The following is a 23833-nucleotide window of genomic DNA, read 5'->3' as shown; positions in this document are numbered from 1 at the left end:
CGGCTGCCCCTCTTCGTCTTCCCGTCTTCCCGTCTTCCCGTCTTCCCGATTCTTCGCTTACTTCATCAACCTGCGAAGTTCGCTCGCATCGAAGCGATCGTTCGGTGTGTTCTCCAGATGCTCTCCCAGGCGATCAAGCGCGGCCAGCACGGCCTCGATGCGATCGTTCTGCTTGGCCGCATTGTCGATCAGGCCCTTGAGCGCGAGCGAGACCGGATCATCCGCATTGGGCGTGATGCCATACGCGGAGAACTCCTGCTTCGCGCCTTGCTGCGATGACGGCGCATCGGCCAGGATGATGCGGGCCGGCACGCCCACGGCGGTCGCGCCGGGCGGCACTGGCTTGAGCACGACGGCATTGGAACCGACACGCGCGCCATCGCCCACCTCGAACCCGCCGAGCACCTTGGCACCGGCGCTGACCACGACATTGGCGCCCAGCGTCGGATGGCGCTTCTGTCCCTTGTACAACGATGTGCCGCCCAGGGTCACGCCCTGGTAGATCGTGCAGTCGTCGCCGATCTCCGCGGTTTCGCCGATCACTACGCCCATGCCGTGGTCGATGAAGACGCGCCGGCCGAGCTTGACCGCGGGGTGAATCTCGATGCCGGTGAGAAAGCGCGACCAGTGCGAAATCCAGCGTCCCAGCCAATGGAACCCGGCATGCCAGCAGGCGTGAGCGAAGCGGTGGAACACCACGGCGTGCAAGCCGGGATAGCAAGTCAGGACTTCCAGGCGGCTGCGCGCGGCGGGATCGCGCAGCATGATGGTGTCGATATCTTCCTTCAGGCGAGAGAACATCTTGGTCGTGTCGTGTTGCCGCGCCGTGCGCCAGCCACAACGGCATCTGCCGCGGGCTCGGTCGCCGGCATGGTCATTGGCCGGTGAAAACGGGATCAGGGAGTGTAAGAGATTTACTGCCCCGATGCCGTCAGGGTCATTGGCTTCGACGCGTGTTCAACATCGCCCGGGCAGGTGTGCGCGGCCGTCGCCCAGACAGTGCGCGCCATGGCGCATCGCTGCGGCGAAATGCGGGACTTGGGCCGGATTGTGCGCCACCGTTCAGTGCTCCTCGTGCCGGGACGGTGCGTCCGCCCGGGGTTTCTCTGGCTTGCTGGTACCACTTCGCACCGCTACGAGCATGTGCTTGGCGATGCCGCGCAGGATATTCACTTCCTCGCGCTCCAGCCCCGCACGGGCCAGCAGACGACGCAGGCGCGACATCAGCTTGCGCGGATTGCCGGGATCGAGGAAGCCGATCGCTTCCAGCCCCTGCTGCAGGTGTCCGAACATCGATTCGACCTGCTCCGCCGTGGCGGGCTCACCAGCATAGCCGATATTGCCACTGTCGTCCGGCGAGCCCGATGCGCGATCCAGCAACGCGAGGCGCATCTCGTATGCGATCAGCTGCACGGCCTGGGCCAGGTTAAGCGAGGTATAAGCCGGATTGGCCGGGATATGCGTCACCGCCGCGCAGCGCTCGACGACTTCATTGGGCAGGCCATAGCGCTCGTTGCCAAACACGAACGCGATCTCGTCTTCGGCACGCATGGACAGTGCGGCGGCGCCGCGCGCAGCGGCATCACGGGGCAGCACGCGCGGCGGGCCGAATTCGCGCTGTCGCGCGGTCATGGCCACGGTCTGCGTGGCACCGGCCAGCGCGGCCTCGATGCTGTGGACGATCAAGGCGCCGGCCAGCACGTCGTCGGCGCCGCTGGCCATGGCCACCGCGTCGGGATGTTCACGCACGGCCGGCTCGCGTGGTGAAACCAGCACCAGGCTGCCAAAGCCCATGGTCTTGATGGCGCGCGCCACCGAGCCCACATTGCCCGGGTGGCTGGTCTCCACCAGTACAAAGCGCACGCGGGCGAACATGGCGTCCGCGGTCGTGGTCGGTGCGGCCGTTCCGTCGGCCTGGCTCGTCCGGTTTGCCGGGTTCATATACAATTCAGCTTCTTCTTCGGCGCGGCGCCGATATTTTGCTTGCTCGCGAGACGCTTGCAGCACATATGGCGACGCCCCACGTTCTTCTACAATTCGTTGTGTTGTCAGCTGCCGGGCTCGGCGCGCGCATCCGTTCGCGCTGCCGCAAGGTTCCGGCCGGCCTGGAGAGATTCATGCATCCGATGCTCAATATCGCCATCAAGGCGGCCCGCAAGGCGGGTTCCATCATCAACCGCGCGTCGATCGACGTCGATCTGGTGCGCGTCTCGCGCAAGCAACACAACGATTTCGTGACCGAGGTCGACAAGGCTGCCGAAGCGGCCATCATCGAGATCATCCGCACGGCCTACCCCGAACACGCCATTCTAGCGGAAGAGTCCGGCCAGTCCTGGGCCGAGGGCGAAGACAGCCACGAATACACCTGGGTCATCGATCCGCTCGACGGCACCACCAACTTCATCCATGGTTTTCCGCAGTACGCGGTGTCGATTGCCCAGCTGCATCGCGGCGTGCCGTCGCAGGCAGTGGTTTATGACCCGACTCGCGACGAGCTGTTCACGGCCTCCAAGGGCGCCGGCGCATTCCTGAACAACCGCCGCATCCGCGTGACGCGCCGCGACAAGCTGGCCGACTGCCTGATCGGCACCGGCTTCCCGTTCCGCGACATGGAAGGCGTGGAACAATACCTGGAAATCTTCTCGCTCATGACGCGCAGCTGCGCCGGCCTGCGCCGCCCGGGTGCCGCGGCGCTGGACCTGGCCTACGTGGCCTGCGGCCGCCTGGATGGCTTCTTCGAAAGCGGCCTGAAGCCGTGGGACATGGCCGCCGGCATGCTGCTGATCTCGGAATCGGGCGGCCTGGTCGGCAACTATGCCGGCGAAGCGCGCCAGATGGAACAAGGCGAAGTGCTGGCCGGCAACCCGAAGGCGTTTGCCCAGATGGTCCGCCTGCTGTCCCCGTACTCGCTGGACAACGCCAAGCCCGCGACGATCTGACCCGTTTCGTTTGCGCGACAGACGCCCGCCAACCCGGCGGGCGTTGTCGTTTTTGCGCCCAGCCGGCAACGTCAGGGCCACGATGATCCAGATCAAGACCACCGCACCCGGGCTTACTCAGAATAGGTGATTCGATGCACCTGTTTGAGGAGGCCCCATATGTTTCCCGAGTACCGCGACCAGATTTCCTTGCTGAAGGCGCAGGACGCCCATTTCGCACGGCTGTTCAACCTGCACAATCAGCTGGACCACGAAATCAGCAACATGGAAGCCGGCATCGTGCACGGCACGCCGCTGGAGATCGAACGCCTCAAGAAAGAAAAACTCCAGCTCAAGGACCAGCTCTACGCCATCCTGCGCAAGGCGCAAGTCTGACATGGCAGGAACCCTCCGCGACGACACCTCGCCCGGCACGGTTCGCGCCGCCGCTCGCGGCGACGTGCTGCCCACCAATACAGCCCGCTCCGCCGAACGCAATGAAGTGAACGATGCCGTCGATGCGGCCGTCCAGCTCGCGGCCAGCAGCCTGCAAGACATCATGTCCCAGCAGGACAACGACGGCGTGCTCGACGCCATCCGCACGCTGATGGATGGCCTGTCGCCGGACGAGGCCGGACAGTTGCGCAGCCTGATCCTCGAAGGCGACCCGGGCGCCTGGCAAGCCGGCAGAAAGCGGCACCCCGACGAAGAACTGTCGGCCGGCTGGCGCGAAGGCGCCTATCCGTACCAGAACCTGATGTCGCGCCGCAATTACGAGAAGCAGAAGTACCGCCTGCAGGTGGAACTCCTGAAGCTGCAGGCCTGGGTGCGCGAGACCGGCCAGCGTGTGGTGATCCTGTTTGAAGGCCGCGACGCGGCCGGCAAGGGCGGCACCATCAAACGCTTCATGGAACACATGAATCCGCGCGGCGCGCGCGTGGTGGCCTTGGAGAAGCCCACCGAGTCGGAGCGCGGCCAGTGGTACTTCCAGCGCTATGTGCAGCACCTGCCCTCGGCCGGCGAAATCGTGCTGTTCGACCGCTCCTGGTACAACCGCGCCGGCGTCGAGCACGTGATGGGCTTCTGCACACCGCAGCAGTACCAGAACTTCCTGCAGCAGGCGCCCGAATTCGAGCGCCACCTGGTCCGCAGCGGCATCCACCTGTTCAAGTTCTGGTTCTCCGTCAGCCGGCAAGAGCAGCGGCGACGCTTCAAGGAGCGCGAAATCCATCCGCTCAAGCAATGGAAGCTCAGTCCGGTCGACATCGCCTCGCTCGACAAGTGGGAGGCCTACACCCGCGCCAAGGAGGCGATGTTCGCCCACACGGACACGGCCGACGCACCGTGGACCGTGATCCGCTCCGATTGCAAGAAGCGCGCGCGGCTGAACGCGTTGCGATTCATCCTGTCGCGCTTTCCCTATGCCAACCGCGACACCACCGCGATCGGACAGGCCGACCCGCTGATAGTCGGACGGGCGATCGCAAACTGATCTCCATCCTCTCACTCTTCCGTCATAAAAAAGGCAATCCATGTTCAAGCACGTCCTGCTCCCGGTTGATGGCTCTGATCTTTCGCACAAGGCTGTTTCCGCCGCCATCGAATTCGCACGCGCGACCGGCGCCCGGCTGACGCCCTATATGTGCGTGGAAGAATATCCCTACGTCCTGTCGACCGATTCCAGCCACGAAAAGCGGGACGTATTCAAGCAACGCGTGGAAGCGGCTGCCAGGCAGGAACTGTCGCGCATCGAGGCCGCGGCAGCACTGGCCGGCGTGCCGTGCACCGGCCACGTCTCCACGGCGGCCGCACCGTTCCGCGGGATCATCAACAGTGCGGAGGATCTCGGCTGCGACGTCATCTTCATGGCCTCGCATGGCCGCAGCGGCATCGCCGGACTGCTGCTCGGCAGCGAGACACAGAAGGTACTGACGCACAGTGCGGTCCCGGTGCTGGTGTTCCGCTGACAAGGTCGCTGCGCCCTTGACGCCACCAGCTTCCATGGGCGCGCCCGGCATAGCGGTTGCCATGCCGGGCCTCACCGCGATTTCCCGACCTCCTCCAATGCGGCCACAAGCCCGCCTGCGGTAAACTCCCTGCTTTGGCCGCCCGAACACAATTCGGGCCGCATCCGCACGCCGCGGAACCCCATGCCGACGAAGAGACGGCAACGACCCGCAACGCCGTACGCCACGCGTTGCCCGCGTTGCCGCGCGGCCATGCCAGACAAGGGAATGCAGGAGAAAATCGAATTGAATCAGGAAGTTGCAAAACCCCTTGCGGAGAAGCACACCCCCATGATGCAGCAGTACCTGCGCATCAAGGCGGACCATCCGGATACCCTCCTCTTCTACCGGATGGGCGATTTCTATGAGTTGTTCCACGACGACGCCGAAAAGGCCGCGCGGCTGCTCGACATCACGCTGACCGCGCGAGGCAGTTCCAACGGGGTGCCGATCCGCATGGCCGGCATTCCATTCCACTCCGCGGACCAGTACCTCGCCAAGCTGGTCAAGCTCGGCGAATCCGTGGCGATCTGCGAACAGATCGGCGACCCGGCCGCCAGCAAGGGGCCGGTGGAGCGCAAGGTAGTGCGCATCGTCACGCCTGGCACGCTGACCGATGCCGCGCTGCTGCCCGACAAGATCGATACCTTCCTGATGGCCGTGCACCAGCAGACCACGCGCCGCGGCGTCAGCAAGACGGGCCTGGCCTGGCTCAACCTGGCGAGCGGCGAATTGCGGCTGATGGAATGCGAAGCGGCGCAGCTGGCGCGCGAACTCGAACGCATCCGCCCCGCCGAACTGCTCTATGCGGACGGCATCGACCTGCCGGTCGTTGCGTGTGCGCGCACGCGCCTGCCGGAGTGGCACTTCGACCAGGATGCCGCCACACGCCGCCTGCTGGAGCAGCTTGGCGTGGCCAGCCTGGAACCGTTCGGCTGCGCCGGCCTTGGCGCCGCGATCGGCGCGGCTGGCGCGCTGCTGAACTATGCGGCCACCACGCAAGGCCAGTCACTGCGCCATGTACGCGAAATCAAGGTCGAGCGCGAATCGGAATTCGTCGGACTGGACTCCGCCACGCGCCGCAACCTGGAGTTGACCGAGACCCTGCGCGGCGGTGAATCGCCCACGCTGTTCTCGCTGCTCGATACCTGCGCCACCACCATGGGCAGCCGTGCGCTGCGCCACTGGCTGCATCATCCGCTGCGCGACCCCGCTCTGCCGCGGGCGCGCCAGCAAGCCATCGGCGCACTGATCGACCACGGTATCGAGGACCTGCGCAGCGGGCTGCGCAAGCTGGCCGACGTGGAGCGCATCACTTCGCGCCTGGCGCTGCTGAACGCGCGCCCGCGCGACCTGTCGTCGCTGCGCGATACGCTGCGCGCGCTGCCGCACGTGAGTGCCTGCCTCCCCGTCGAGCCCGACAGCTCGCTGCTGTCGCTAACGCTGGCCGAACTTGGCGTGCCCCGGGCCTGCCTGGACCTGCTCGTCGCCGGGGTCGCCGACGAGCCCGCCACGGTCATCCGCGACGGCGGCGTGATCGCGCGCGGCTACGACGCCGAACTGGACGAGTTGCGCGATATCTCGGAAAACTGCGGCCAGTTCCTGGTCGACCTGGAAGCCCGCGAGCGTTCGCGCACGGGCATCGCCAACCTGCGCGTGGAATACAACCGCGTGCATGGCTTCTACATCGAAGTCACCAACGGCCAGGCCGACAAGGTGCCGGACGACTACCGCCGCCGGCAGACGCTGAAGAATGCCGAGCGCTACATCACGCCCGAGCTGAAGGCCTTCGAGGACAAGGCGCTGTCGGCACAGGACCGTGCGCTGGCACGCGAAAAGCTGCTCTATGACGGCCTGCTCCAGGCGCTGCTGCCGCATATCGGCGAACTGCAGCGCGTGGCCGGCGCGCTGGCCCGGCTCGATGTCCTTGCGGCCCTGGCCGAGCGCGCCCAGACGCTGGACTGGTCCTGCCCCGAGCGCGTTTCCGAAAACGTGATAGATATCGTGCAGGGTCGCCACCCGGTCGTGGAAGGCCAGCTCGCCGCCGAATCGGTACCCTTTATCGCCAACGACTGCCAGCTCAACGAGGCGCGCAAGCTCCTGCTGATCACCGGTCCGAACATGGGCGGCAAGTCAACCTTCATGCGCCAGACCGCGCTGATCGTACTGCTCGCCTGCGTGGGTGCCTACGTGCCGGCGCGGCGTGCCGTGATCGGCCCGGTGGACCGGATCTTCACGCGCATCGGCGCGGCGGACGACCTGGCGGGCGGACGCTCCACGTTCATGGTCGAAATGACCGAGGCGGCGGGCATCCTGCACCACGCCACGCCTGCCAGCCTGGTGCTGATGGACGAGATCGGCCGCGGCACCTCGACCTTCGACGGACTCGCGCTGGCATGGGCCATCGCCCGCCACCTGCTGTCGCACAACCGCAGCCACACGCTGTTTGCCACCCACTATTTCGAGCTCACGCAGCTGCCGCAGGAATTTCCGCAGGCGGCCAACGTGCATCTCTCGGCCGTGGAACATGGCGACGGCATCGTCTTCCTGCATGCGGTGCAGGACGGCCCGGCCAGCCAGAGCTACGGCCTGCAGGTCGCGCAACTCGCCGGCGTGCCGCAGCCCGTGATCCGCGCGGCGCGCAAGCACCTGGCGTGGCTCGAGCAGCAATCTGCCGAAGCTACGCCCACGCCGCAACTGGACCTGTTTGCGCCGCCGCCGACCCCGGATCTCGACGATGAGGACGACTACGCCGAGGCTGCAAGCGCAGTGCGCGCTGGCACGCTGGCACCGGAGCGAGCCGCCGTGCTGGACGCACTCGCAGACCTCGATCCGGACAGCCTAACGCCACGGGCTGCCCTGGACGCGCTCTACCGGCTCAAGCTGCTGGCGGAAGAGGCTGTCGACGCCGCATGAACGCTTCGGGCAGCCGGCCTCGCGGCCGGTCTTTCCTGCTTGCCGCCTTGCTGCCTTTGCTGGCGGCGATGTCGGTGTCCGCCGCGCAACCGGCGCGCCGCGCGGCCAGGCCCGCGCCCCCGCCCGCGACCATCCGCATCGCATTGCTGTCGGACCTGCCGCAATGGCCGGCCGCCGAAGAGCGCGTCACCGCCCTGCTGGACCTGCTGGCCGAGCGCAAGCTCGACCTGGTGGTCCACGCGGGCGGCATCAAGGGTGATACGGAATCTTGCGGCGATTCGGTGCTGCAGGCCAGGCAACACCTGCTCGACCAGTCGCCGCTGCCGCTGGTGTATGTACCCGGCGAAACCGACTGGGCGGAATGCCACCAGCCGGTCAATGGCAACTTCGATGCCGTGGAACGGCTCAACCGCCTGCGCGAACTGTTCTTCCCCGAAGATGCCACGCTCGGCAAGCATCCACGCGCCGTGGTGCGGCAGTCGGACCAGGCCATGTTCCGCAGTTTCCGCGAAAACGTGCGGCTCAGCATTGACAACGTCCTGCTGGTCGGGCTGAACCTTCCCGGCGACAATAACCACTACCGCAACGAAGGCGGGCGCAACGGCGAATTCGAAGACAGGAGGGAAGCCAACCACCAGTGGCTCGCACGCGCGTTCTCGCTCGCACAGCAACGCGGCATGGCCGGCATCGTCATCATCGCGCATGCCGACCCGCAGTTCGGCAACGGCTGGGAAAAACGCGGCAAGCCGACGCTGCTGGACGGCTTCATGCGCCGCCGTCCACGCGACGGCTACCTGGAGTTCAAACGGCAATTGCGCGAACTCGCCGCGCGCTATCGCGGACCGGTGCTGCTCGTTCATGCCGGCAGCAATGGCTTCCACATCGACAAGCCGCTGCGCGATGCGGCAGGCAAGCCAATGCCGAACTTCACGCGTGTCGCATTGCCGCCCGGCTCGGCTGCGCAATGGACCGAGCTGATCGTGACGCCCCAGGCATCGTCGCCATTCACGGTGGTGCTGAAGGACGGGGTCAGCAACTAGCGGTAGCCGCTGAAACGCAAAAGAGCCGGAAGATCCGGCTCTTTTGCTGAGATCAAGACGGCTAAGCGTCAGTGCAGCGTGTGCGGCGTGTCGTCGTCATCTTCGTCGACCACCTCGACACCCGAGGCCCCGTGCGCGTGGCCGTGCTCGACTTCCTCGGCCGTGGCTTCACGCACTTCCGACACCTTCAGCCAGAAACGCAGCGCCATGCCGGCCAGCGGATGGTTGCCGTCGAGCACTACCTTGTCTTCGGCCACGTCAGTCACGGTGTAGATGACGGAGTCTTCTTCATCGCCATCTTCGGGCATGCCTTCGAACTGCATGCCGACTTCGAGCGGCTCGGGGAAACGGTCGCGCGGCTCGACCTTGACGAGGTCGGCGTCATAGTCGCCGAACGCGTCTTCGGGTTCCAGCTGCAACTGGGTTTCGAAGCCACTGTCGTGGCCGTCGAGTGCTTCCTCGATCTTGGGGAACGTGCCATCATAGCCGCCGTGCAAGTAGACCATGGCCTCATCCGATTCCTCGATCAGATTGCCTTGCGCATCCGACAGCTTGTACATCACGGACACCACCGTGTTCTTAGCGATTTTCAATTCTTGACTCCATGAACGATTCCGCATTATACGCGCACGCCCTGCCACCTGGCCCCGTCGATCCTGATGCACCGCTCGGCCTTCTCGGTGGCATGACGCCCGCTGCATTCATGCGTGATATCTGGCAACGCAAGCCACTTTTGATTCGACAGGCGTTCCCTGGAATCGTGCCACCTGTGTCGCGCGAAGCGCTTTTGTCACTGGCGGACAGGACCGAAGTCGAATCGCGCCTGGTGACGCACTTTCGCAACAGATGGAAGCTCGAACAAGGTCCCTTTGCCGCAGAAAACCTGCCATCCCTCAAGGCGAAACAGTGGACCCTGCTGGTGCAGGGTGTCAACCTCCACGACACGGCCGCGGCGGACCTGATGGGCCAGTTCCGGTTCGTGCCTGACGCCCGGCTGGACGACCTGATGATCAGCTACGCCACCGACGGCGGCGGCGTGGGTCCCCACTTTGACTCGTATGACGTGTTCCTCTTGCAGGTTTCGGGCCGGCGCCGCTGGCGCATCTCGTCGCAGACCAAGCTTGACCTGCTGCCCAACCTCCCGCTGAAAATCCTGGCGGACTTCAGCGCCGAAGAGGAATGGGTGCTGGAACCCGGCGACATGCTGTACCTGCCGCCGCAGTACGCCCACGATGGCATTGCCGAGGGCGAATGCATGACCTGCTCGATCGGCTTCCGCGCCCCCGCCTATCGCGAACTCGCAGGCCATTTCCTGGCGTGGCTTTCCGAAACGGTGGAAGACAACGAAGACCTGGGCGGCCGCTATGCGGACGCCGGCGAACGCGCGGCAAAGCATCCCGCCCAATTGCCCGCGGGCATGGCTAAGGCTGTCGCGCAGCGTCTGAAGGCCCTGCAATGGAACAGCGCGATGGTGTCGGAATTCATCGGCACCTACCTGTCCGAACCCAAGCCGACGGTCGAGTTCGCGGAAGTGCCCGATATCCCGATGCGCCAGTACGCAAAGCTCGCACGCACGCACGGGGTCGTATTGGCCCCCGGTTCGATTGCGCTCTATGACGGTACGCATTTCTTCCTGAACGGGGAAGCTTATGAGCCTCCGCCCGATCTGGCACGTTGGTTGCACAAGCTGGCCGATTATCGGCAGCTCACCGCTGCGGAAATCAAGGCATGCGCCGAGCTGCCGGACCTGCTCGACACATTCCACCACTGGACGCTGGAGGGCTGGTTGCAGTTGTCACCCCCCGCACTGTAATAATGCGTAACATTGCAATCCCGTAAATTTCGACGCTACACAAGCCGGGAAAACGCGGATATAATCGTCGGCTGGCTAGTACTGTGTACCACTGCATTTGTCGGCACCGGGAGAGCCTCTATTTTGCAGTTCAAGAGCGATAATTACCGGTAATTATTCATCGCCTGTTTTTTTGGTTATTACAAGTTAAAGGACGAACAATGAAGAAGTCTCTCCTGATCGCATCGCTGCTGGCCGCTGTTGCTCTCGCCGCTTGCGGCAAGAAGGAAGAAGCCGCCGCTCCGGCCGCTGACACCGCTGCTCCGGCTGCTGCTGCTCCCGCCGCTGAAGCTTCGGCTCCGGCTGCTGAAGCCCCGGCCGCTCCGGCTGCTGAAGCTTCGGCTCCGGCTGCTGACGCCTCGGCTCCGGCCGCTGATGCTTCGGCCCCGGCTGCCAAGCAGTAATTGGTTCGCACCAACGAAAAAACCGACCTTCGGGTCGGTTTTTTCGTTTCTGCGCCGCTCGCAGCGGCACCCTTAACTCATCACCCTCACCTCATCCGCGGACTGATTGCCAGTCCAGCCCGGAATCCTGGTCCGCCACCAGCACATCCGCCGGCAAGGCACCAAGTGCCGATGCCAATGCGGCCCTGGCCAGCTCCACCGTATTGTTCTGCTTGCTGAGATGCGCCGCGACTACGCGGTTCAGTCCGCCATGGACAACCTGCGCAAGAATGCTGGCCGCCACCTCGTTCGCCAGGTGACCGAAGTCGCCGCCAATGCGCCGCTTCAGTGAAGCCGGGTAGACCGAGTTGCGCAGCAGCTCGCGGTCGTGGTTGCATTCGAGCACCAGCGAATCGACGCCCGACAGGCGCGCCGTCACATAAGGCGTCTCCATGCCGATATCGGTCAGCACACCCAGACGCGCGTCCCCGTTGGAGAGCACGAACTGCAAGGGCTCGCGCGCATCGTGTGGCACGGTGTACGGCAACACCTGCAGGCTTCCGATGCTGAAGACATGATCGGCAGCGCAGACGCGCACGTCGGCCGCGTTGGCGCCCCGCAAATGGCAGGTCGCCAGCCATGTGCCGTGGCTGGTGTGTACCGTCAGGCCATGACGCGCCGCGAAGGCATAGGCCGAGCCGACATGATCGCCGTGCTCGTGCGTGACCAGCACGGCGTCGAGCTGATCCGGCGTGACGCCCAGGCGCTCCAGGCGCCTGGCGGTCTCGCGGATGCCGAAGCCGCAGTCCAGCAGGATGCGGGTGGTGGTGGTTCCTTCGCGGGATTCGACCAGCAGCGAGTTGCCCTCGCTGCCGCTGCCAAGAAAGGCAAAGCGCATCATGCTTGCGCCTGTCTCATTGCATGCCGTGCAAACCGGGCCGGGCGGCCCGTTCGATTTCTCTGCACGCCGACGATCAGTGGAGTTGCTCGTCGAGCAGCGAGAGGATGCGCTTTCCGACTTCGCCGTTTTCCGGCTGGCCAGCTTCGTTGAGCACCGTCACGAGCGTGCCCGACCCCGTGCCCTTGAGCGCCACGCGGTACTTCTTGGCGGTCTTCGGATCATCAGGCTTGGTGAACAGTTTGGAGAAGAAGCCGCGGCTGTCGACGCTGGTCCGCGGATCGACATAGCGCACGTAGTACAGGCCTTGCGCGCGGTCGCGGTCTTCCACGGTGAAGTTCACACGATCAAGCGACAGGCCGACCGAGCGCCAGGCGCGGTCGAACGGCTCGGGCAACTGCAGCGCCGGAGCGCCGTTGACTTGCGCCAGGTAGGACTTGCCTGCGGCCGAGGACGTATCGCCCGCGGTTGCCGCGGCACCGGTAGCCGCCGCTGCGGCACCGGCCGCCGCGCTGTTGCCAGCCGGCGTCGGGTTCTTGGCCATCTGGTCGGCCTGCTCCTTCTGCACGCCCAGGCGTTGTGCCAGGCGCGAGAGGAATTCGGCTTCCAGCTCCGGATCAGCCGGACGCGGCGTCCAGACCGTGGTCGACTTGTCGACACCGGTCAGCTGCTCCTGCGCGCCGCGATGGCTGATGAAGACTTCGAGCGTGCCATTCTGCGCGCGCTCGACGCGCGTGCGGAACTTGTCGCGCTCCGACGTCGAGTACAGGCCGTCGAACACCTTGCCGATGGTATTGCGGATAATGTCCTGCGGAATCTTGGCGCGGTTTTCCGCCCAGTCGGTTTCCATGATGCCGGTTTCAGGCGAATCCTGGACCAGCAGGAAACCGCTTTCCTGCCAGAAGCCACGCAGCGACTGCCACAGCTGATCGGCACGCATGCCGTTGCTGATCACCAGCCAGCGCTGGTTGCCATCACGCTCCATGCGCACGCCCTGCGCCGAAGGCAGGACATTTTCGGTCGGCGAGGCTTCGCGGGTCTTGGTCGACTGGCTGTAGTTCGACAGCGTCGACGTGCCGTTCTGGTCGGGCACCGAGTAGCGGCGATCGCCGTCCAGCTTGGTCAGGTCCGGCGGGATATCGAGCGACGGGGTCCGCTTGGAGGCCGACGACTTGTAGTCGATCTTGTCCGGCTGCATGGCATCGTTGATGCTGCTGCAGCCCGTAATGACGCCTGCGGCAAGCACGGGCACAACCAGTGCGGCGCGGCGGACTTGCATCGCGCCACGGCGGTTAAGCTTGAGTTTCATTGACACGCAATCCTAGTTGATAGAGCGGCACGGGTGCGCCGGAAATCAGCCCAGCAGGCCGGTGGCGGCCAGTGCCTTGCGCACGGTCTCGTGGTTGGACTCGGACAGCGGCGTGAGCGGGAGGCGAATGCCGCCTTCCATCTTGCCCATCTGCTGCAGGGCCCACTTGACCGGGATCGGGTTGGCCTCGATGAACATGGCCTTGTTCAGCTCGATCAGCTCCATGTGCAGGCGGCGCGCGGTGACGGCGTCGCCCTTGAGCGCGGCCGCGCACATCTCATGCATCTTGCGCGGCGCCACATTGGCCGTGACCGAGATATTGCCCTGGCCGCCCAGCAGGATCAGCGCCACGGCGGTCGGATCGTCGCCGCTGTAGATCGCAAAGCCTTCGGGCGCGTCCTTGATCAGCTGCGCGGCGCGATCGATGTTGCCGGTCGCTTCCTTCACCCCGACGATGCCAGGCACCTGCGCCAGGCGCAGGATGGTGTCGTTGTTCATGTCCGCAACGGTGCGGCCCGGCACGTTGTACAGCATCACGGGCAGGTCGACCGCCTCGGCGATGGTGCGGAAATGCCGGTACATGCCTTCCTGGGTCGGCTTGTTGTAGTACGGCACGACCTGCAGCGAGGCATCGGCACCGACCTTCTTGGCAAAGGCCGTCAGTTCGATGGCTTCATTGGTCGAGTTGCCGCCGGTACCGGCGATGATGGGAATCCGCTTGCCAGCCTGCTCCACCGCCACGCGAATCAGCTCGCAGTGCTCGTCCACCGTGACGGTGGGCGATTCGCCGGTGGTGCCAACGATCACGATGGCATCGGTGCCCTCGGCCACGTGCCAGTCGACGAGGGCCCGCAGTGCCGGATAGTCCAGGCTGCCGTCCTCATGCATCGGGGTGACGATGGCAACAATGCTGCCGGTAATCTGTGTCATAACGTTAGGGAATTCGGGATGCGAATAACAGGATTGTACCGGAACCGCCGGCCGCTCCGACCGATGTTCCGACAAGCGGTTACATCAAGCGTATCAACGTGTGAAGCCGCATTCTCGCGGACCGGCGAGGCGTCACTTCATGCCGGCAGCCGGTAGCGTGCCGGGGCGCTGCCAGCTGCCGTTACCGGCACCTCGCGCACGGCACACAGGCGTTGCACAAACGCTGTTTTGGGCACTTCAAGAAAGCCATCCTCATAGCCGATCACACGCAGCCCGCGCGTGCGGGCCACTTCAAGCAATTCGCCGGGTTGAAGCAGGAAATCCGGACGTGAAGGCTTGCCGACGGTCTCATTGCCGCTGGCAAAGGTTTCGTACAGCAGCACGCCGCCGGGCGCCAGCGCATCGACAAGAGCGGGCCATAACGGGCGGTGCAGGTAATTGGTGACGATGACCGCATCGAACGGTGCCTCGTCGGCGAGCGGCCAGGCGCCCTGTTCGAGGTCTTCCACGCGGCCGGCAACAGACGCAGGAAGCGCCGCAACCGCTTCGACATCGCGATCGACACCGACCACGGCATGGCCGCGTCCGGCAAACCAGCGCGCATGCCGGCCACTGCCACAGGCAAGGTCGAGCACCCGGCCGGCCGGGTGCACGAGATGGGCCCAGCGCGTGACCCATTCAGACGGAGCGCCGGTCGGCGCGTGAGCGAACATGGACCGCGATCCTATTGCAGCAGCATGATGATCGGCCGCAGCATCAGCTCCACTACCGAGCTGAGCAGGTTGATCACCGGCCGCATCCAGACCGAGGTGATCACGCCGGCCGCGACCAGGGCCATGACGACGAAAATGCCGTACGGCTCGATGCGCGACACCGAGTAGGCCACGCGCGGCGGCAGCAGCGCGGTCACCACGCGGCCGCCATCCAGCGGCGGAATCGGGAACAGGTTGAATGCGGCCACCACCAGGTTGACCAGCACGCCGGCGCGCGCCATTTCGCTGACGAACGGCTCGGACACGTGCGCCCACGCCAGCCCGATCGCGATCAGCGCCCACAGGAAGGCCTGCACCACATTGCTGGCCGGCCCGGCCAGCGCCACCCACATGCCGTGCCAGCGCGGATTGCGCAGCCGGCCGAAGTCGACCGGTACCGGCTTGGCATAGCCGAACACGAACTGTCCGTTGGTCAGCAGGTACAGCAGCAACGGCACGGCAATGGTGCCGATCGGATCGATGTGCCGCGCCGGGTTCAGGCTGACGCGGCCCAGCGCATAGGCCGTGGTATCGCCGAAGTGCTTGGCCACGTAGCCGTGCGACGCCTCGTGCAGCGTGATCGCGAACAGCACTGGCAGGGCGTAGACCGCAAAGGTCTGAATGAGGGAAGAATCCATGGGGCTTATTGTACCGGGCGGGCTGACCGGCAGATCACTCGGCGGCGGGAATTCAGAGTCCGAACCGTGCGATATCGCCCCTGCCTGCGCGCACCAGCTCCGGCTCCCCGCTGGTCAGGTCGATCACCGTCGTGGGCTGGGCCGGCGCCGGTCCACCGTCGACGACGAGGTCCACCATTTTTTCGAGCCGGGTCCGGATCTCCGACGGATCGTTCAGCGGCTCGTCGTCGCCAGGCAACTGCAGCGTCGCCGTCAGCAGCGGTTCGCCGGCTTCGGCCAGCAACGCGAGCGGAATGGCGTGATCGGGCACGCGCACGCCGATGGTCTTGCGGGCCGGGTGCGACAGCCGGCGCGGCACCTCCTTGGTCGCCTCGAGGATGAAGACGTACGGCCCTGGCGTGGCGCCCTTGATCCAGCGGTACTGCCGGTTGTCGACGCGTGCAAAGCTGCCCAGCTCGGACAGGTCGCTGCACATCAGCGTGAGGTGGTGCTTGTCGTCGATGCCGCGCAGCCGGCGCAGTCGCTCCACGGCTGCCTTGTCGTCAAGCTGGCAGCCCAGCGCATAGCTGGAATCGGTCGGCAACGCGATCAGGCCGCCCTGGCGGACGATCTGCACGGCCTGCTTGATGAGTCGCGGCTGCGGGTTAAGCGGGTGGATCTCGAAGTACTGTGACATGGCCGGGCTCAGGTGCGTGTTCGGACAGGATTCGCGGCCGGCGGCCAGGCATCTTCGCCCGCGCCAGCCCGGCGGACAGGGCCGGCTACCAGTCGTGCCATACCGGCGTGACCGTGGACGGCAAGGGCGGCAGCGTGCCTAGTTCCACGCGCCCTTCACCGGGGCCGTGGAAATCAGAGCCGCGCGATGCCAGCAAGCCGTAGTGCCGGGCCACCGTGGCGTAGCGCTGGTACTGGTCCGGCGTATGGCTGCCGGTCACCACTTCCACCGCGCCGCCGCCCAGCGCCGTGAACTCGTCGAACAGCGCGTCGTGCTGGGTGTCGGTGTAGTTGTAGCGGCCCGGGTGGGCCATCACGGCGATACCGCCAGCCGCGCGGATCCAGCCAACGGCCTCGGACAGGTTTGCCCAGCGGTGCCCCACGTAGCCAGGCCGCCCTTCGGACAGGTACTGGCTGAAGACGTCGCTGATCGTGGCACAGTAGCCCTGGTCCACGAGCCAGCGGGCGAAATGCGTGCGCGAGATCAGGTCCGGATTGCCGACATGCTTCAGCGCGCCCTGATAGGCACCTTCGATGCCGATCTTCGCCAGTGCGTCGCCGATATCGCGGGCCCGCCGCCCACGGCCGGAGCGCGTGTCGGCAAGGCCGTCGATCAGTTCCGGACAGAATGGGTCGATCTGCAGGCCTACGATATGCACGGTCTGCCCGGCCCATGTCACGGAAATCTCGACGCCCGGGACGTAGCACATGCCCAGGGACTCGGCCGCGGCACGCGCCTCGGCCTGGCCGCCGACTTCATCATGGTCCGTGAGCGACCACAACCGCACACCGCCGGCATGCGCGCGTTCGGCAACGGCGCGTGGCGGCAATGTGCCATCGGACACGGTGGAATGGCAGTGCAGGTCTGCGTTGAGTGTATGGGGGTCGGGCATGGACTTATTCTACTCCCGTATGTGCGTTCGGGCTGGCTCGATGCCCGCCGCGCAAAGCCCTTGCCAGCAACGCTGGCGTCGACGGCGTGGCGCCGGTGGCGCGGTATAGTCGGGTTTTGGATTCACCGCCGCACCAAGCCAATGTCCACCGACAACACCACTGCGCAGCCCGGCACCGCCGACACCACCATCACCACCGACGTGCTGATCGTCGGCGCAGGCCCGGTCGGCCTGTTCGCCGCATTCCAGGCCGGTGTGCTCGGCCTGAAATGCGAACTGATCGACGTCCTGGATCGCGCGGGCGGCCAATGCACCGAGCTGTACCCCGAAAAGCCGATCTACGACATCCCGGCCGTGCCGGGCTGCCTGGCCCAGGACCTGGTGGATCGCCTGCTGGAGCAGTGTGCGCCCTTTGCCTTCCCGATGCACTTCAACCAGCGTGCCGAAAGCGTGACCGAGGTGCTGCCCGTTCAGGGCGACGGCCATGCCCGCCTGCTGGTGACAACCGACGCCGGAAAACGCTTCGACGTTGCCGCCGTGCTGGTCTGCGCCGGCGCCGGCGCCTTTGCGCCGCAGCGCGTGTCGCTGCCGGAGGCGCCGGCGCTGGAAGACCGCCATGTGCACTACGCGGTGCGCGATGTATCGCGCTTCGCAGGCAAGCGCGTGGTTGTCGCAGGCGGCGGCGATTCCGCGCTGGATTGGGCGCTCGCGCTGCGCAAGGTGGCGGCTCGCGTCACCCTGCTGCACCGGCGCGAAGGCTTCCGCGCCGCCGACGGCACGGTGGCCGAGATGCGCGCCGCCGTGGCGGACGGCGAGATGGATTTCGTCGTCGGCATGCTTGGCGCCCTCAAGACGACTGGCGAAGGCAACGATGCCGCGCTCACGGAGATCGAGGTGCGCAGCCGCGACGGCGTCCAGACGCTGCCCGCGGACGAACTGGTGGCGCTCTATGGACTAGTCTCCGAGCCCGGCCCGATCGCGCAGTGGGACATGGACATGCGCGCCGGCCGCATCCTGGTGGATACCACCACCTATGAAAGCTCGCGGCGCGGCATCTTCGCCGCCGGCGACATCGCCTACTACGCCAACAAGCAGAAGCTGATCCTGTCCGGATTCCATGAGGCCGCGCTGGCCTTGCGCAAGGCCTATCACTACGCGTTCCCCGAGAAGTCGCTGGTGCACGTGCACACCAGCAACAACGCCGCGCTCAAGGAAAAGCTCACGCACGCCTGAGGGTTACGCGTTCAGGTGCAGAACGACTCGATCAGCGCCGCCACTGCGGCGGGCTGGTCATGGTGCAGCATGTGGCCCGCATCATCGATCACCGCCTCGCGGAAATCGCGGAACGCGCGGAAACGCTCGCGGAATTCCTCAAGCGACTGCTTGTGCGCGATATGGCGCAGCGTTTCCGAATCGCGGGCTTCCACGTGCAGCACCGGGGCGCTCACCTGCGCCCAGATCGCCATGATTTCCTCGAGCCGGTACAGCACCGGATTCACCAGCTTGTGCGCGGGATCGCCGAGGATTTCCCATTGCCCGGCTTCGTTGCGGCGCGACCAGTGCTCGGCCAGGAACGCGGCGCGATCGTCCGGGAGGCGCGGATTGGTCTTCTGCAGCCGCGCCGCCACGCCGGCGACATCTTCGTAGGCGCGCAACTCCGGCCGTTCGCGCAGTTCATCGAGCCAGCGCGCATAGCGTTTCGGCGCCTGCTCGGGGCGCGTCTGCGTCATGCCAAACCCTTCGAGATCGACCACCCGGCGCACGCGCTCGGGCCGAATGCCGGCGTACAGGCAAGCCACGTTGGCGCCCATGCTATGCCCCACCAGGTCCACCCGTCCTTCGGGCTGGTAGTGGTCGAGCAGCGCCTCCAGGTCGGCAAGGTAGTCGGCAAACCAGTAGGAATGCGTACCCGGATAGCGCGTCGGCCAGTCGCTTTCGCCAAAGCCCCGCCAGTCGGGCGCGATCACGTGCCAGTCGCGCTCCAGGCAGTCCACCAGAAACTGGAACGATGCCGCCACGTCCATCCAGCCATGCAGCATGAACAGCTTGGGCGCGCCAGGCGTTCCCCACTCGCGCACGTGGCAGCGCAGTCCACGCAACGTGATAAATTCAGAACGCGAGGTTTCCTTGATTGTCATTTGTCTCCCCTGGTTGCGGACTTTCCGAGCCTTGCCCGGAACCGGGAGCCGGAGCGGAAGCCCGCCTAAAATCGAACGATCGTTCGCAGAATTATAACGAGACTGACAAGGAGACAGCAGCATGGCAGCAGCGGCCCTGCCGGCAAGCCGGCGCGATGACTACCAGGCGCTCTACGACACCTTCCGGTGGGCGGTGCCCGCGCACTTCAACCTGGCCGAAGCGTGCTGTGGCCGCTGGGCACGGGACCCGGCCACCGCCGACCGCATCGCGGTCTATACCGAGCATGAAGACGGGCGTCGCGACGCGTTCAGCTTTGCGCATCTCCAGGCGGAAGCCAACCGGCTCTGCGCGGCATTGCGCGACCTTGGCGTGCAGCGCGGCGACCGCGTCGCAGTCGTGATGCCGCAGCGCATCGAGACGGCCATCGCCTATATGGCGATCTTTCAGCTCGGCGCCATCGCTACGCCGCTGTCGATGCTGTTCGGGCCGGAGGCACTGGCTTACCGCATCGGCCATAGCGAATCCGTGGTGGCGATCGCCGACGAGACCTCGATCGACAACGTGCTCGCGGCACGGCCGGAATGCCTGACACTCGCCACCGTGATCGCCGCTGGCGATGCGCGGGGGCGAGGCGACCACGACTGGGACGTCCTGCTGGCCGCGCAATCGCCGACGTTCACCGCTGAGCAAACCAAGGCGGACGAAGCTGCCGTGCTGATCTACACCAGCGGCACCACGGGTCCTCCCAAAGGCGCGCTGATCCCGCACCGGGCGCTGATCGGCAACCTCCCCGGCTTTGTCTGCTCGCAGAACTGGTATCCACAGGACGACGACGTGTTCTGGAGCCCTGCGGACTGGGCCTGGACCGGCGGACTCTGGGATGCGCTGATGCCGGCGCTGTACTTTGGCAAGCCGATCGTGGGCTACCAGGGCCGGTTCTCGGCCGAGCGCGCGTTCGAGCTGCTGGAACGCTACGGCGTCACCAACACCTTCCTGTTTCCCACTGCGTTGAAGCAGATGATGAAGGCCTGTCCCGAGCCGCGGCAGCGCTACACGCTGAAGTTGCGCGCGTTGATGAGCGCCGGCGAGGCCGTCGGCGAAACCGTGTTTAGCTGGTGCCGCGACGCCATGGGCGTGGTCGTCAACGAGATGTTCGGCCAGACCGAGATCAACTACATCGTCGGCAACTGCACGTCCCAGCATGACGACGCGTGCCTGGGCTGGCCGGCGCGGCCAGGTTCGATGGGCCGGCCCTACCCCGGCCATCGCGTACAGGTCATCGATGACGAAGGCCGGCCGTGCGCGCCCGGCGAGGACGGCGAGGTGGCGGTCTGCACTACGGACCTCCACGGCCATGCCGATCCGGTCTTTTTCCTCGGCTACTGGAAGAATGAAGCGGCCACGGCCGCGCGATATGTCGAGCGCGACGGCTTGCGCTGGTGCCGCACCGGCGACCTGGCCCGCATCGATGCCGACGGCTACCTCTGGTACCAGGGCCGGGCCGACGATGTGTTCAAGTCGTCCGGCTACCGCATCGGCCCGAGCGAGATCGAGAACTGCCTGCTCAAGCATCCCGCCGTGTCGAACTGCGCGGTGGTGCCTTCGCCGGACACCGAGCGAGGCGCCGTGGTCAAGGCCTTTATCGTGCTGACGCCTTCGGTGGCGCGCTCGTCCGACAGCGACGCTGCGCTGGTGACCGCGCTGCAGGAACACGTGCGCGGCCAGCTCGCGCCTTACGAGTATCCCAAGAAGATCGAGTTCATCGACCAGTTGCCGATGACGACTACCGGGAAGGTCCAGCGCCGGGTGCTCAGGCTGCTGGAGCAGGAGCGTGCGGCCGGCAAGGGCTAACCCGCCGAGGCCTCCAGCCACGCCAGCTCATCCTCGTCGAAACCCGCGGCGCGGCGCGCATCGAGGTTGAACGGACCGCGCAGTTTCGGCGCCCGGTGCTGCTGCGCCAGCGCGGCATAGGTCGATACGGGATCCAGCCCGCGCTGCGCGCACAGCCATCGGTACCAGTGGTTGCCGATGGCCACATGCCCGACTTCATCGCGCAGGATGATGTCGATGATGGCGGCGGCCGCGTGGTCGCCCACCCCGGCCAGCTTGGCGCGCACCGGCGGCGAGGCATCGAGCCCGCGCGCCTCGAGCGTGCGTGGCACCAGCGCCATACGTGCCAGCACGTCGCCGGCGGTGCGGTCGCACATCTCCCAGAGGCTGTTGTGGGCGGGGAAATCGCCGTAGCCAAATCCCAGCGTGCCGAGGTGGTCCGCCAGCAAGGTGAAATGCAGCGCCTCTTCGTCCGCCACGCGCAACCAGTCGCGGTAGTAGTCGGCCGGCATGCCGGGAAAGCGCCAGACCGCATCGAGCGCCAGGTTGATGGCGTTGAATTCGATGTGGCACAGCGCGTGGATCATGGCGGCGCGCCCTTCGTCGGTATGCAGCGAGCGGCGGCGCTGGACCTGTTGCGGGGGCACCAGTTCCGGTCGCGGCGGGCGGCCCGGAATGCCGAGCGTCGCGTCGGCGGTGATGTGATCTTCCGCCCCAAGCCGAGCGGCATCGGCCTGAGTGAAGTCCCGGAACAGCGCGCGGGCGGCATTGGCCTTGTCGTGCGCATCGGTCCGGCAGAGCACGCCGAGTGCCCGCCGGCGCAGCGTTTGTGCGGGGTCAGGCAGTCGGGCGGCGGGTGAAATCTCTGGCATAGGCGTAAAATCCGGTCTGCCGCCATTGTAGAGCCACGCCGGTCACCCCCGGCCGTTCATGCGGCGTGCCGGCACAAGGCCGGACGCGGCCATTCCCCTGGCTCTTTAAAGGCCGGCGGCAACCCCCAGATAACTACCTTCGTGCAGGAGACTCCATGGCGCTGTACCAGCTCGGCGAACTCGTTCCCAATATCGACCCGGACGCCTATGTGGCCCCCGAAGCCACCATCATCGGCAACGTGACCATGAAGTCGCGCGCCAGTGCCTGGCCGGGCGTCGTGATCCGGGGCGATAACGAACCGATCGTGGTCGGCGTGGACACCAACATCCAGGAAGGCTCGGTGCTGCACGTCGACCCGGGCTGCCCGCTGACGCTGGGCGACAAGGTCTCCATCGGCCACCAGGCCATGCTGCACGGCTGCACGGTCGGCGAAGGCTCGCTGATCGGCATCCAGGCCGTGGTGCTGAACCGCGCGGTGATTGGCAAGGAATGCCTGGTCGGCGCGGGTGCCGTGGTGACCGAAGGCAAGGTATTCCCGGACCGTTCGCTGATACTCGGCGCGCCCGCCAAGGTGGTGCGCGAACTGACCGATCAGGACGTGGCGAACCTGTACCGCAATGCCGAGACCTACGCCACGCGCCAGGCCATGTACAAGCAACAGCTCAAGCGGATCGACTGATCGACTGACAAGCGCCGCGACAGCTACAACCGATTGACAGACAGATTATTGTGACCGATACGACCACCCCCGACACCCTGCAGAAGTTCCTGTTCGACGCGGCCCCCGTGCGCGGCGAACTGGTCCGCATGGAAGCCACCTGGCGCGAAGTGCTGAGCCGCCACGCCTATCCCGCGCCCGTGCGGCGCGTGCTGGGCGAGATGATGGCTGCCGCCGCGCTGCTGTCGGCCAACCTCAAGTTCAACGGCGCGCTCGTCATGCAGCTGCATGGCGATGGCCCGGTGCGCATGCTGGTGGTGGAGTGCCTGTCCGACCTGTCGATGCGCGCCACGGCCAAGCTGGCCGAAGGCGCGCAGATCGCCGACGACGCCACGCTGACCGAGCTCGTCAATGCCCACGGCCACGGCCGCTTTGCCATCACGCTCGACCCGAAGGACAAGCTGCCGGGCCAGCAGCCGTATCAGGGCATCGTGCCGCTGGCGGACGCCCATGGCCCGCTGGCCAGCATGAGCGCCGTGCTCGAGCACTACATGCAGGCCTCCGAGCAGCTCGACACGCGCCTGTGGCTGGCCGCCGATGACCATGCCGCGGCCGGCATGCTGCTGCAGAAGCTGCCGTCGTACGGAGGCACGCAGGAAGTTGGCGAGACCGGCTCCGCGCTTGGCGAGCACGGCCGCGCACAAGATCTGGACACCTGGGACCGTGCCTGCCAGCTCGGCAACACTCTGAAGGCGGACGAGCTGCTGGCCGAAACGCCGGACACGCTGCTGCGCCGCCTGTTCTGGGAAGACCTGCAAGCGGCCGGGCTGCGCGTCTTCGAGCCGCTCACCCCGCACTTCCAGTGCTCGTGCTCGCGCGCCAAGGTGGCGGGCATGCTGCACTCGCTGGGCCAGGAAGAGATCGAAGGCATCGTCGCAGAGCGCGGCAATGTGGAAATCCACTGCGATTTCTGCGGCCAGCGCTACGAATTCGATGCGGTGGACTGCGCCCAACTGTTCACGCCATCGCACGTCGCCACCGGCGCCGGTGAGGGCGCGCATCACCATCATTGATTCGGAACCGG

At 66.0% G+C, this 23833-nt stretch carries 24 protein-coding genes; 12 read left to right on the top strand and 12 right to left on the bottom strand.

Annotation, left to right across the window (positions count from 1 at the left end):
• Positions 1-57: 57 nt before the first annotated feature.
• A complete protein-coding gene (cysE, locus tag ACIGJC_RS05775) occupies positions 58-801 on the bottom strand; it encodes a serine O-acetyltransferase (RefSeq protein WP_483711062.1) in 744 nt (247 codons plus the stop codon).
• A gap of 261 nt (positions 802-1062) precedes the next feature.
• Complete coding sequence (locus tag ACIGJC_RS05770; RefSeq protein ID WP_483711061.1) at positions 1063-1941, bottom strand: RNA methyltransferase; 879 nt, start codon at positions 1939-1941, stop codon at positions 1063-1065.
• Positions 1942-2117: 176 nt separating this feature from the next.
• On the opposite strand from ACIGJC_RS05770, the gene ACIGJC_RS05765 reads away from it, so the two are divergent.
• The 6 genes from ACIGJC_RS05765 to ACIGJC_RS05740 all read left to right on the top strand — a co-directional run bounded on the left by ACIGJC_RS05765 (position 2118) and on the right by ACIGJC_RS05740 (position 8880).
• A complete protein-coding gene (locus ACIGJC_RS05765) occupies positions 2118-2939 on the top strand; it encodes an inositol monophosphatase family protein (RefSeq protein ID WP_483711060.1) in 822 nt (273 codons plus the stop codon).
• Positions 2940-3098: 159 nt separating this feature from the next.
• Positions 3099-3314: an HP1242/YdcH family protein gene (locus ACIGJC_RS05760; RefSeq protein ID WP_483711059.1), complete on the top strand. Its 216-nt coding sequence runs from the start codon at positions 3099-3101 to the stop codon at positions 3312-3314.
• 1 nt (position 3315) lies between these two features.
• Positions 3316-4410 carry a polyphosphate kinase 2 gene (ppk2, locus tag ACIGJC_RS05755; RefSeq protein ID WP_483711058.1) on the top strand — a complete coding sequence of 365 codons (1095 nt, stop codon included), beginning with the start codon at positions 3316-3318 and terminating at the stop codon, positions 4408-4410.
• A gap of 40 nt (positions 4411-4450) precedes the next feature.
• Positions 4451-4885: a universal stress protein gene (locus ACIGJC_RS05750; RefSeq protein WP_483711057.1), complete on the top strand. Its 435-nt coding sequence runs from the start codon at positions 4451-4453 to the stop codon at positions 4883-4885.
• A 330-nt stretch (positions 4886-5215) separates the two neighbouring features.
• The gene (mutS, locus tag ACIGJC_RS05745) at positions 5216-7840 is read left to right on the top strand and encodes a DNA mismatch repair protein MutS (RefSeq protein WP_483711056.1); all 2625 of its coding nucleotides are present in this window, start codon (positions 5216-5218) and stop codon (positions 7838-7840) included.
• Positions 7837-8880 carry a hypothetical protein gene (locus ACIGJC_RS05740; RefSeq protein WP_483711055.1) on the top strand — a complete coding sequence of 348 codons (1044 nt, stop codon included), beginning with the start codon at positions 7837-7839 and terminating at the stop codon, positions 8878-8880. Before mutS ends, ACIGJC_RS05740 begins: the two co-directional genes overlap by 4 nt.
• Positions 8881-8948: 68 nt before the next feature.
• On the opposite strand, the gene ACIGJC_RS05735 is transcribed toward ACIGJC_RS05740, so the two are convergent.
• Positions 8949-9473 (bottom strand): FKBP-type peptidyl-prolyl cis-trans isomerase, encoded by a 525-nt coding sequence (locus ACIGJC_RS05735; RefSeq protein WP_483711054.1) that lies wholly within the window; start codon positions 9471-9473, stop codon positions 8949-8951.
• 11 nt (positions 9474-9484) lie between these two features.
• Here ACIGJC_RS05735 and ACIGJC_RS05730 point away from each other — a divergent pair, with 11 nt between their 5' ends.
• Both ACIGJC_RS05730 and ACIGJC_RS05725 read left to right on the top strand, forming a co-directional pair.
• Positions 9485-10693, top strand: a complete 1209-nt coding sequence (locus tag ACIGJC_RS05730; protein ID WP_483711053.1) for a ribosomal protein uL16 3-hydroxylase — start codon at positions 9485-9487, stop codon at positions 10691-10693.
• Between the two features lie 200 nt (positions 10694-10893).
• Positions 10894-11136: a hypothetical protein gene (locus tag ACIGJC_RS05725; RefSeq protein ID WP_011297289.1), complete on the top strand. Its 243-nt coding sequence runs from the start codon at positions 10894-10896 to the stop codon at positions 11134-11136.
• A 91-nt stretch (positions 11137-11227) separates the two neighbouring features.
• Here the strand turns inward: ACIGJC_RS05725 and ACIGJC_RS05720 are convergent, their stop codons facing one another.
• The 7 genes from ACIGJC_RS05720 to ACIGJC_RS05690 form a co-directional block, all read right to left on the bottom strand.
• Complete coding sequence (locus tag ACIGJC_RS05720) at positions 11228-12016, bottom strand: MBL fold metallo-hydrolase (RefSeq protein ID WP_483711052.1); 789 nt, start codon at positions 12014-12016, stop codon at positions 11228-11230.
• A 73-nt stretch (positions 12017-12089) separates the two neighbouring features.
• Positions 12090-13322, bottom strand: a complete 1233-nt coding sequence (bamC, locus tag ACIGJC_RS05715) for an outer membrane protein assembly factor BamC (protein WP_483711051.1) — start codon at positions 13320-13322, stop codon at positions 12090-12092.
• A 45-nt stretch (positions 13323-13367) separates the two neighbouring features.
• On the bottom strand, positions 13368-14252 hold the full coding sequence (gene dapA / locus ACIGJC_RS05710) for a 4-hydroxy-tetrahydrodipicolinate synthase (protein WP_483711050.1): 885 nt from the start codon (positions 14250-14252) through the stop codon (positions 13368-13370).
• A gap of 137 nt (positions 14253-14389) precedes the next feature.
• Positions 14390-14965 (bottom strand): class I SAM-dependent methyltransferase, encoded by a 576-nt coding sequence (locus ACIGJC_RS05705; RefSeq protein WP_483711049.1) that lies wholly within the window; start codon positions 14963-14965, stop codon positions 14390-14392.
• An 11-nt stretch (positions 14966-14976) separates the two neighbouring features.
• Entirely contained in the window at positions 14977-15642 is a 666-nt protein-coding gene (locus ACIGJC_RS05700; protein WP_483711048.1) for a site-2 protease family protein, read from the bottom strand.
• 52 nt (positions 15643-15694) lie between these two features.
• Positions 15695-16318: an L-threonylcarbamoyladenylate synthase gene (locus ACIGJC_RS05695; RefSeq protein ID WP_483711047.1), complete on the bottom strand. Its 624-nt coding sequence runs from the start codon at positions 16316-16318 to the stop codon at positions 15695-15697.
• An 85-nt stretch (positions 16319-16403) separates the two neighbouring features.
• Positions 16404-17249: a 3',5'-nucleoside bisphosphate phosphatase gene (locus ACIGJC_RS05690; protein WP_483711046.1), complete on the bottom strand. Its 846-nt coding sequence runs from the start codon at positions 17247-17249 to the stop codon at positions 16404-16406.
• A gap of 141 nt (positions 17250-17390) precedes the next feature.
• On the opposite strand from ACIGJC_RS05690, the gene ACIGJC_RS05685 reads away from it, so the two are divergent.
• A complete protein-coding gene (locus ACIGJC_RS05685; RefSeq protein ID WP_483711045.1) occupies positions 17391-18482 on the top strand; it encodes an NAD(P)/FAD-dependent oxidoreductase in 1092 nt (363 codons plus the stop codon).
• 11 nt (positions 18483-18493) lie between these two features.
• On the opposite strand, the gene ACIGJC_RS05680 is transcribed toward ACIGJC_RS05685, so the two are convergent.
• Positions 18494-19387, bottom strand: a complete 894-nt coding sequence (locus ACIGJC_RS05680) for an alpha/beta fold hydrolase (protein ID WP_483711044.1) — start codon at positions 19385-19387, stop codon at positions 18494-18496.
• 121 nt (positions 19388-19508) lie between these two features.
• Here ACIGJC_RS05680 and ACIGJC_RS05675 point away from each other — a divergent pair, with 121 nt between their 5' ends.
• Positions 19509-21239, top strand: a complete 1731-nt coding sequence (locus ACIGJC_RS05675) for an acetate--CoA ligase (RefSeq protein ID WP_483711043.1) — start codon at positions 19509-19511, stop codon at positions 21237-21239.
• Here the strand turns inward: ACIGJC_RS05675 and ACIGJC_RS05670 are convergent.
• Positions 21236-22090, bottom strand: a complete 855-nt coding sequence (locus ACIGJC_RS05670; RefSeq protein ID WP_483711042.1) for a ferritin-like domain-containing protein — start codon at positions 22088-22090, stop codon at positions 21236-21238. The genes ACIGJC_RS05675 and ACIGJC_RS05670 overlap by 4 nt on opposite strands.
• Before the next feature lie 155 nt (positions 22091-22245).
• Between ACIGJC_RS05670 and ACIGJC_RS05665 the strand changes: the two genes are divergently transcribed.
• Positions 22246-22770: a gamma carbonic anhydrase family protein gene (locus ACIGJC_RS05665; RefSeq protein WP_483711041.1), complete on the top strand. Its 525-nt coding sequence runs from the start codon at positions 22246-22248 to the stop codon at positions 22768-22770.
• A 50-nt stretch (positions 22771-22820) separates the two neighbouring features.
• The gene (hslO, locus tag ACIGJC_RS05660; protein ID WP_483711040.1) at positions 22821-23822 is read left to right on the top strand and encodes an Hsp33 family molecular chaperone HslO; all 1002 of its coding nucleotides are present in this window, start codon (positions 22821-22823) and stop codon (positions 23820-23822) included.
• Positions 23823-23833: the final 11 nt, after the last annotated feature.

The organism is Cupriavidus sp. C3SS-1 (assembly GCF_057073755.1).
The sequence above is the reverse complement of the archived record's forward strand: the minus strand, read 5'-3'. Positions and strand labels throughout refer to the sequence as shown.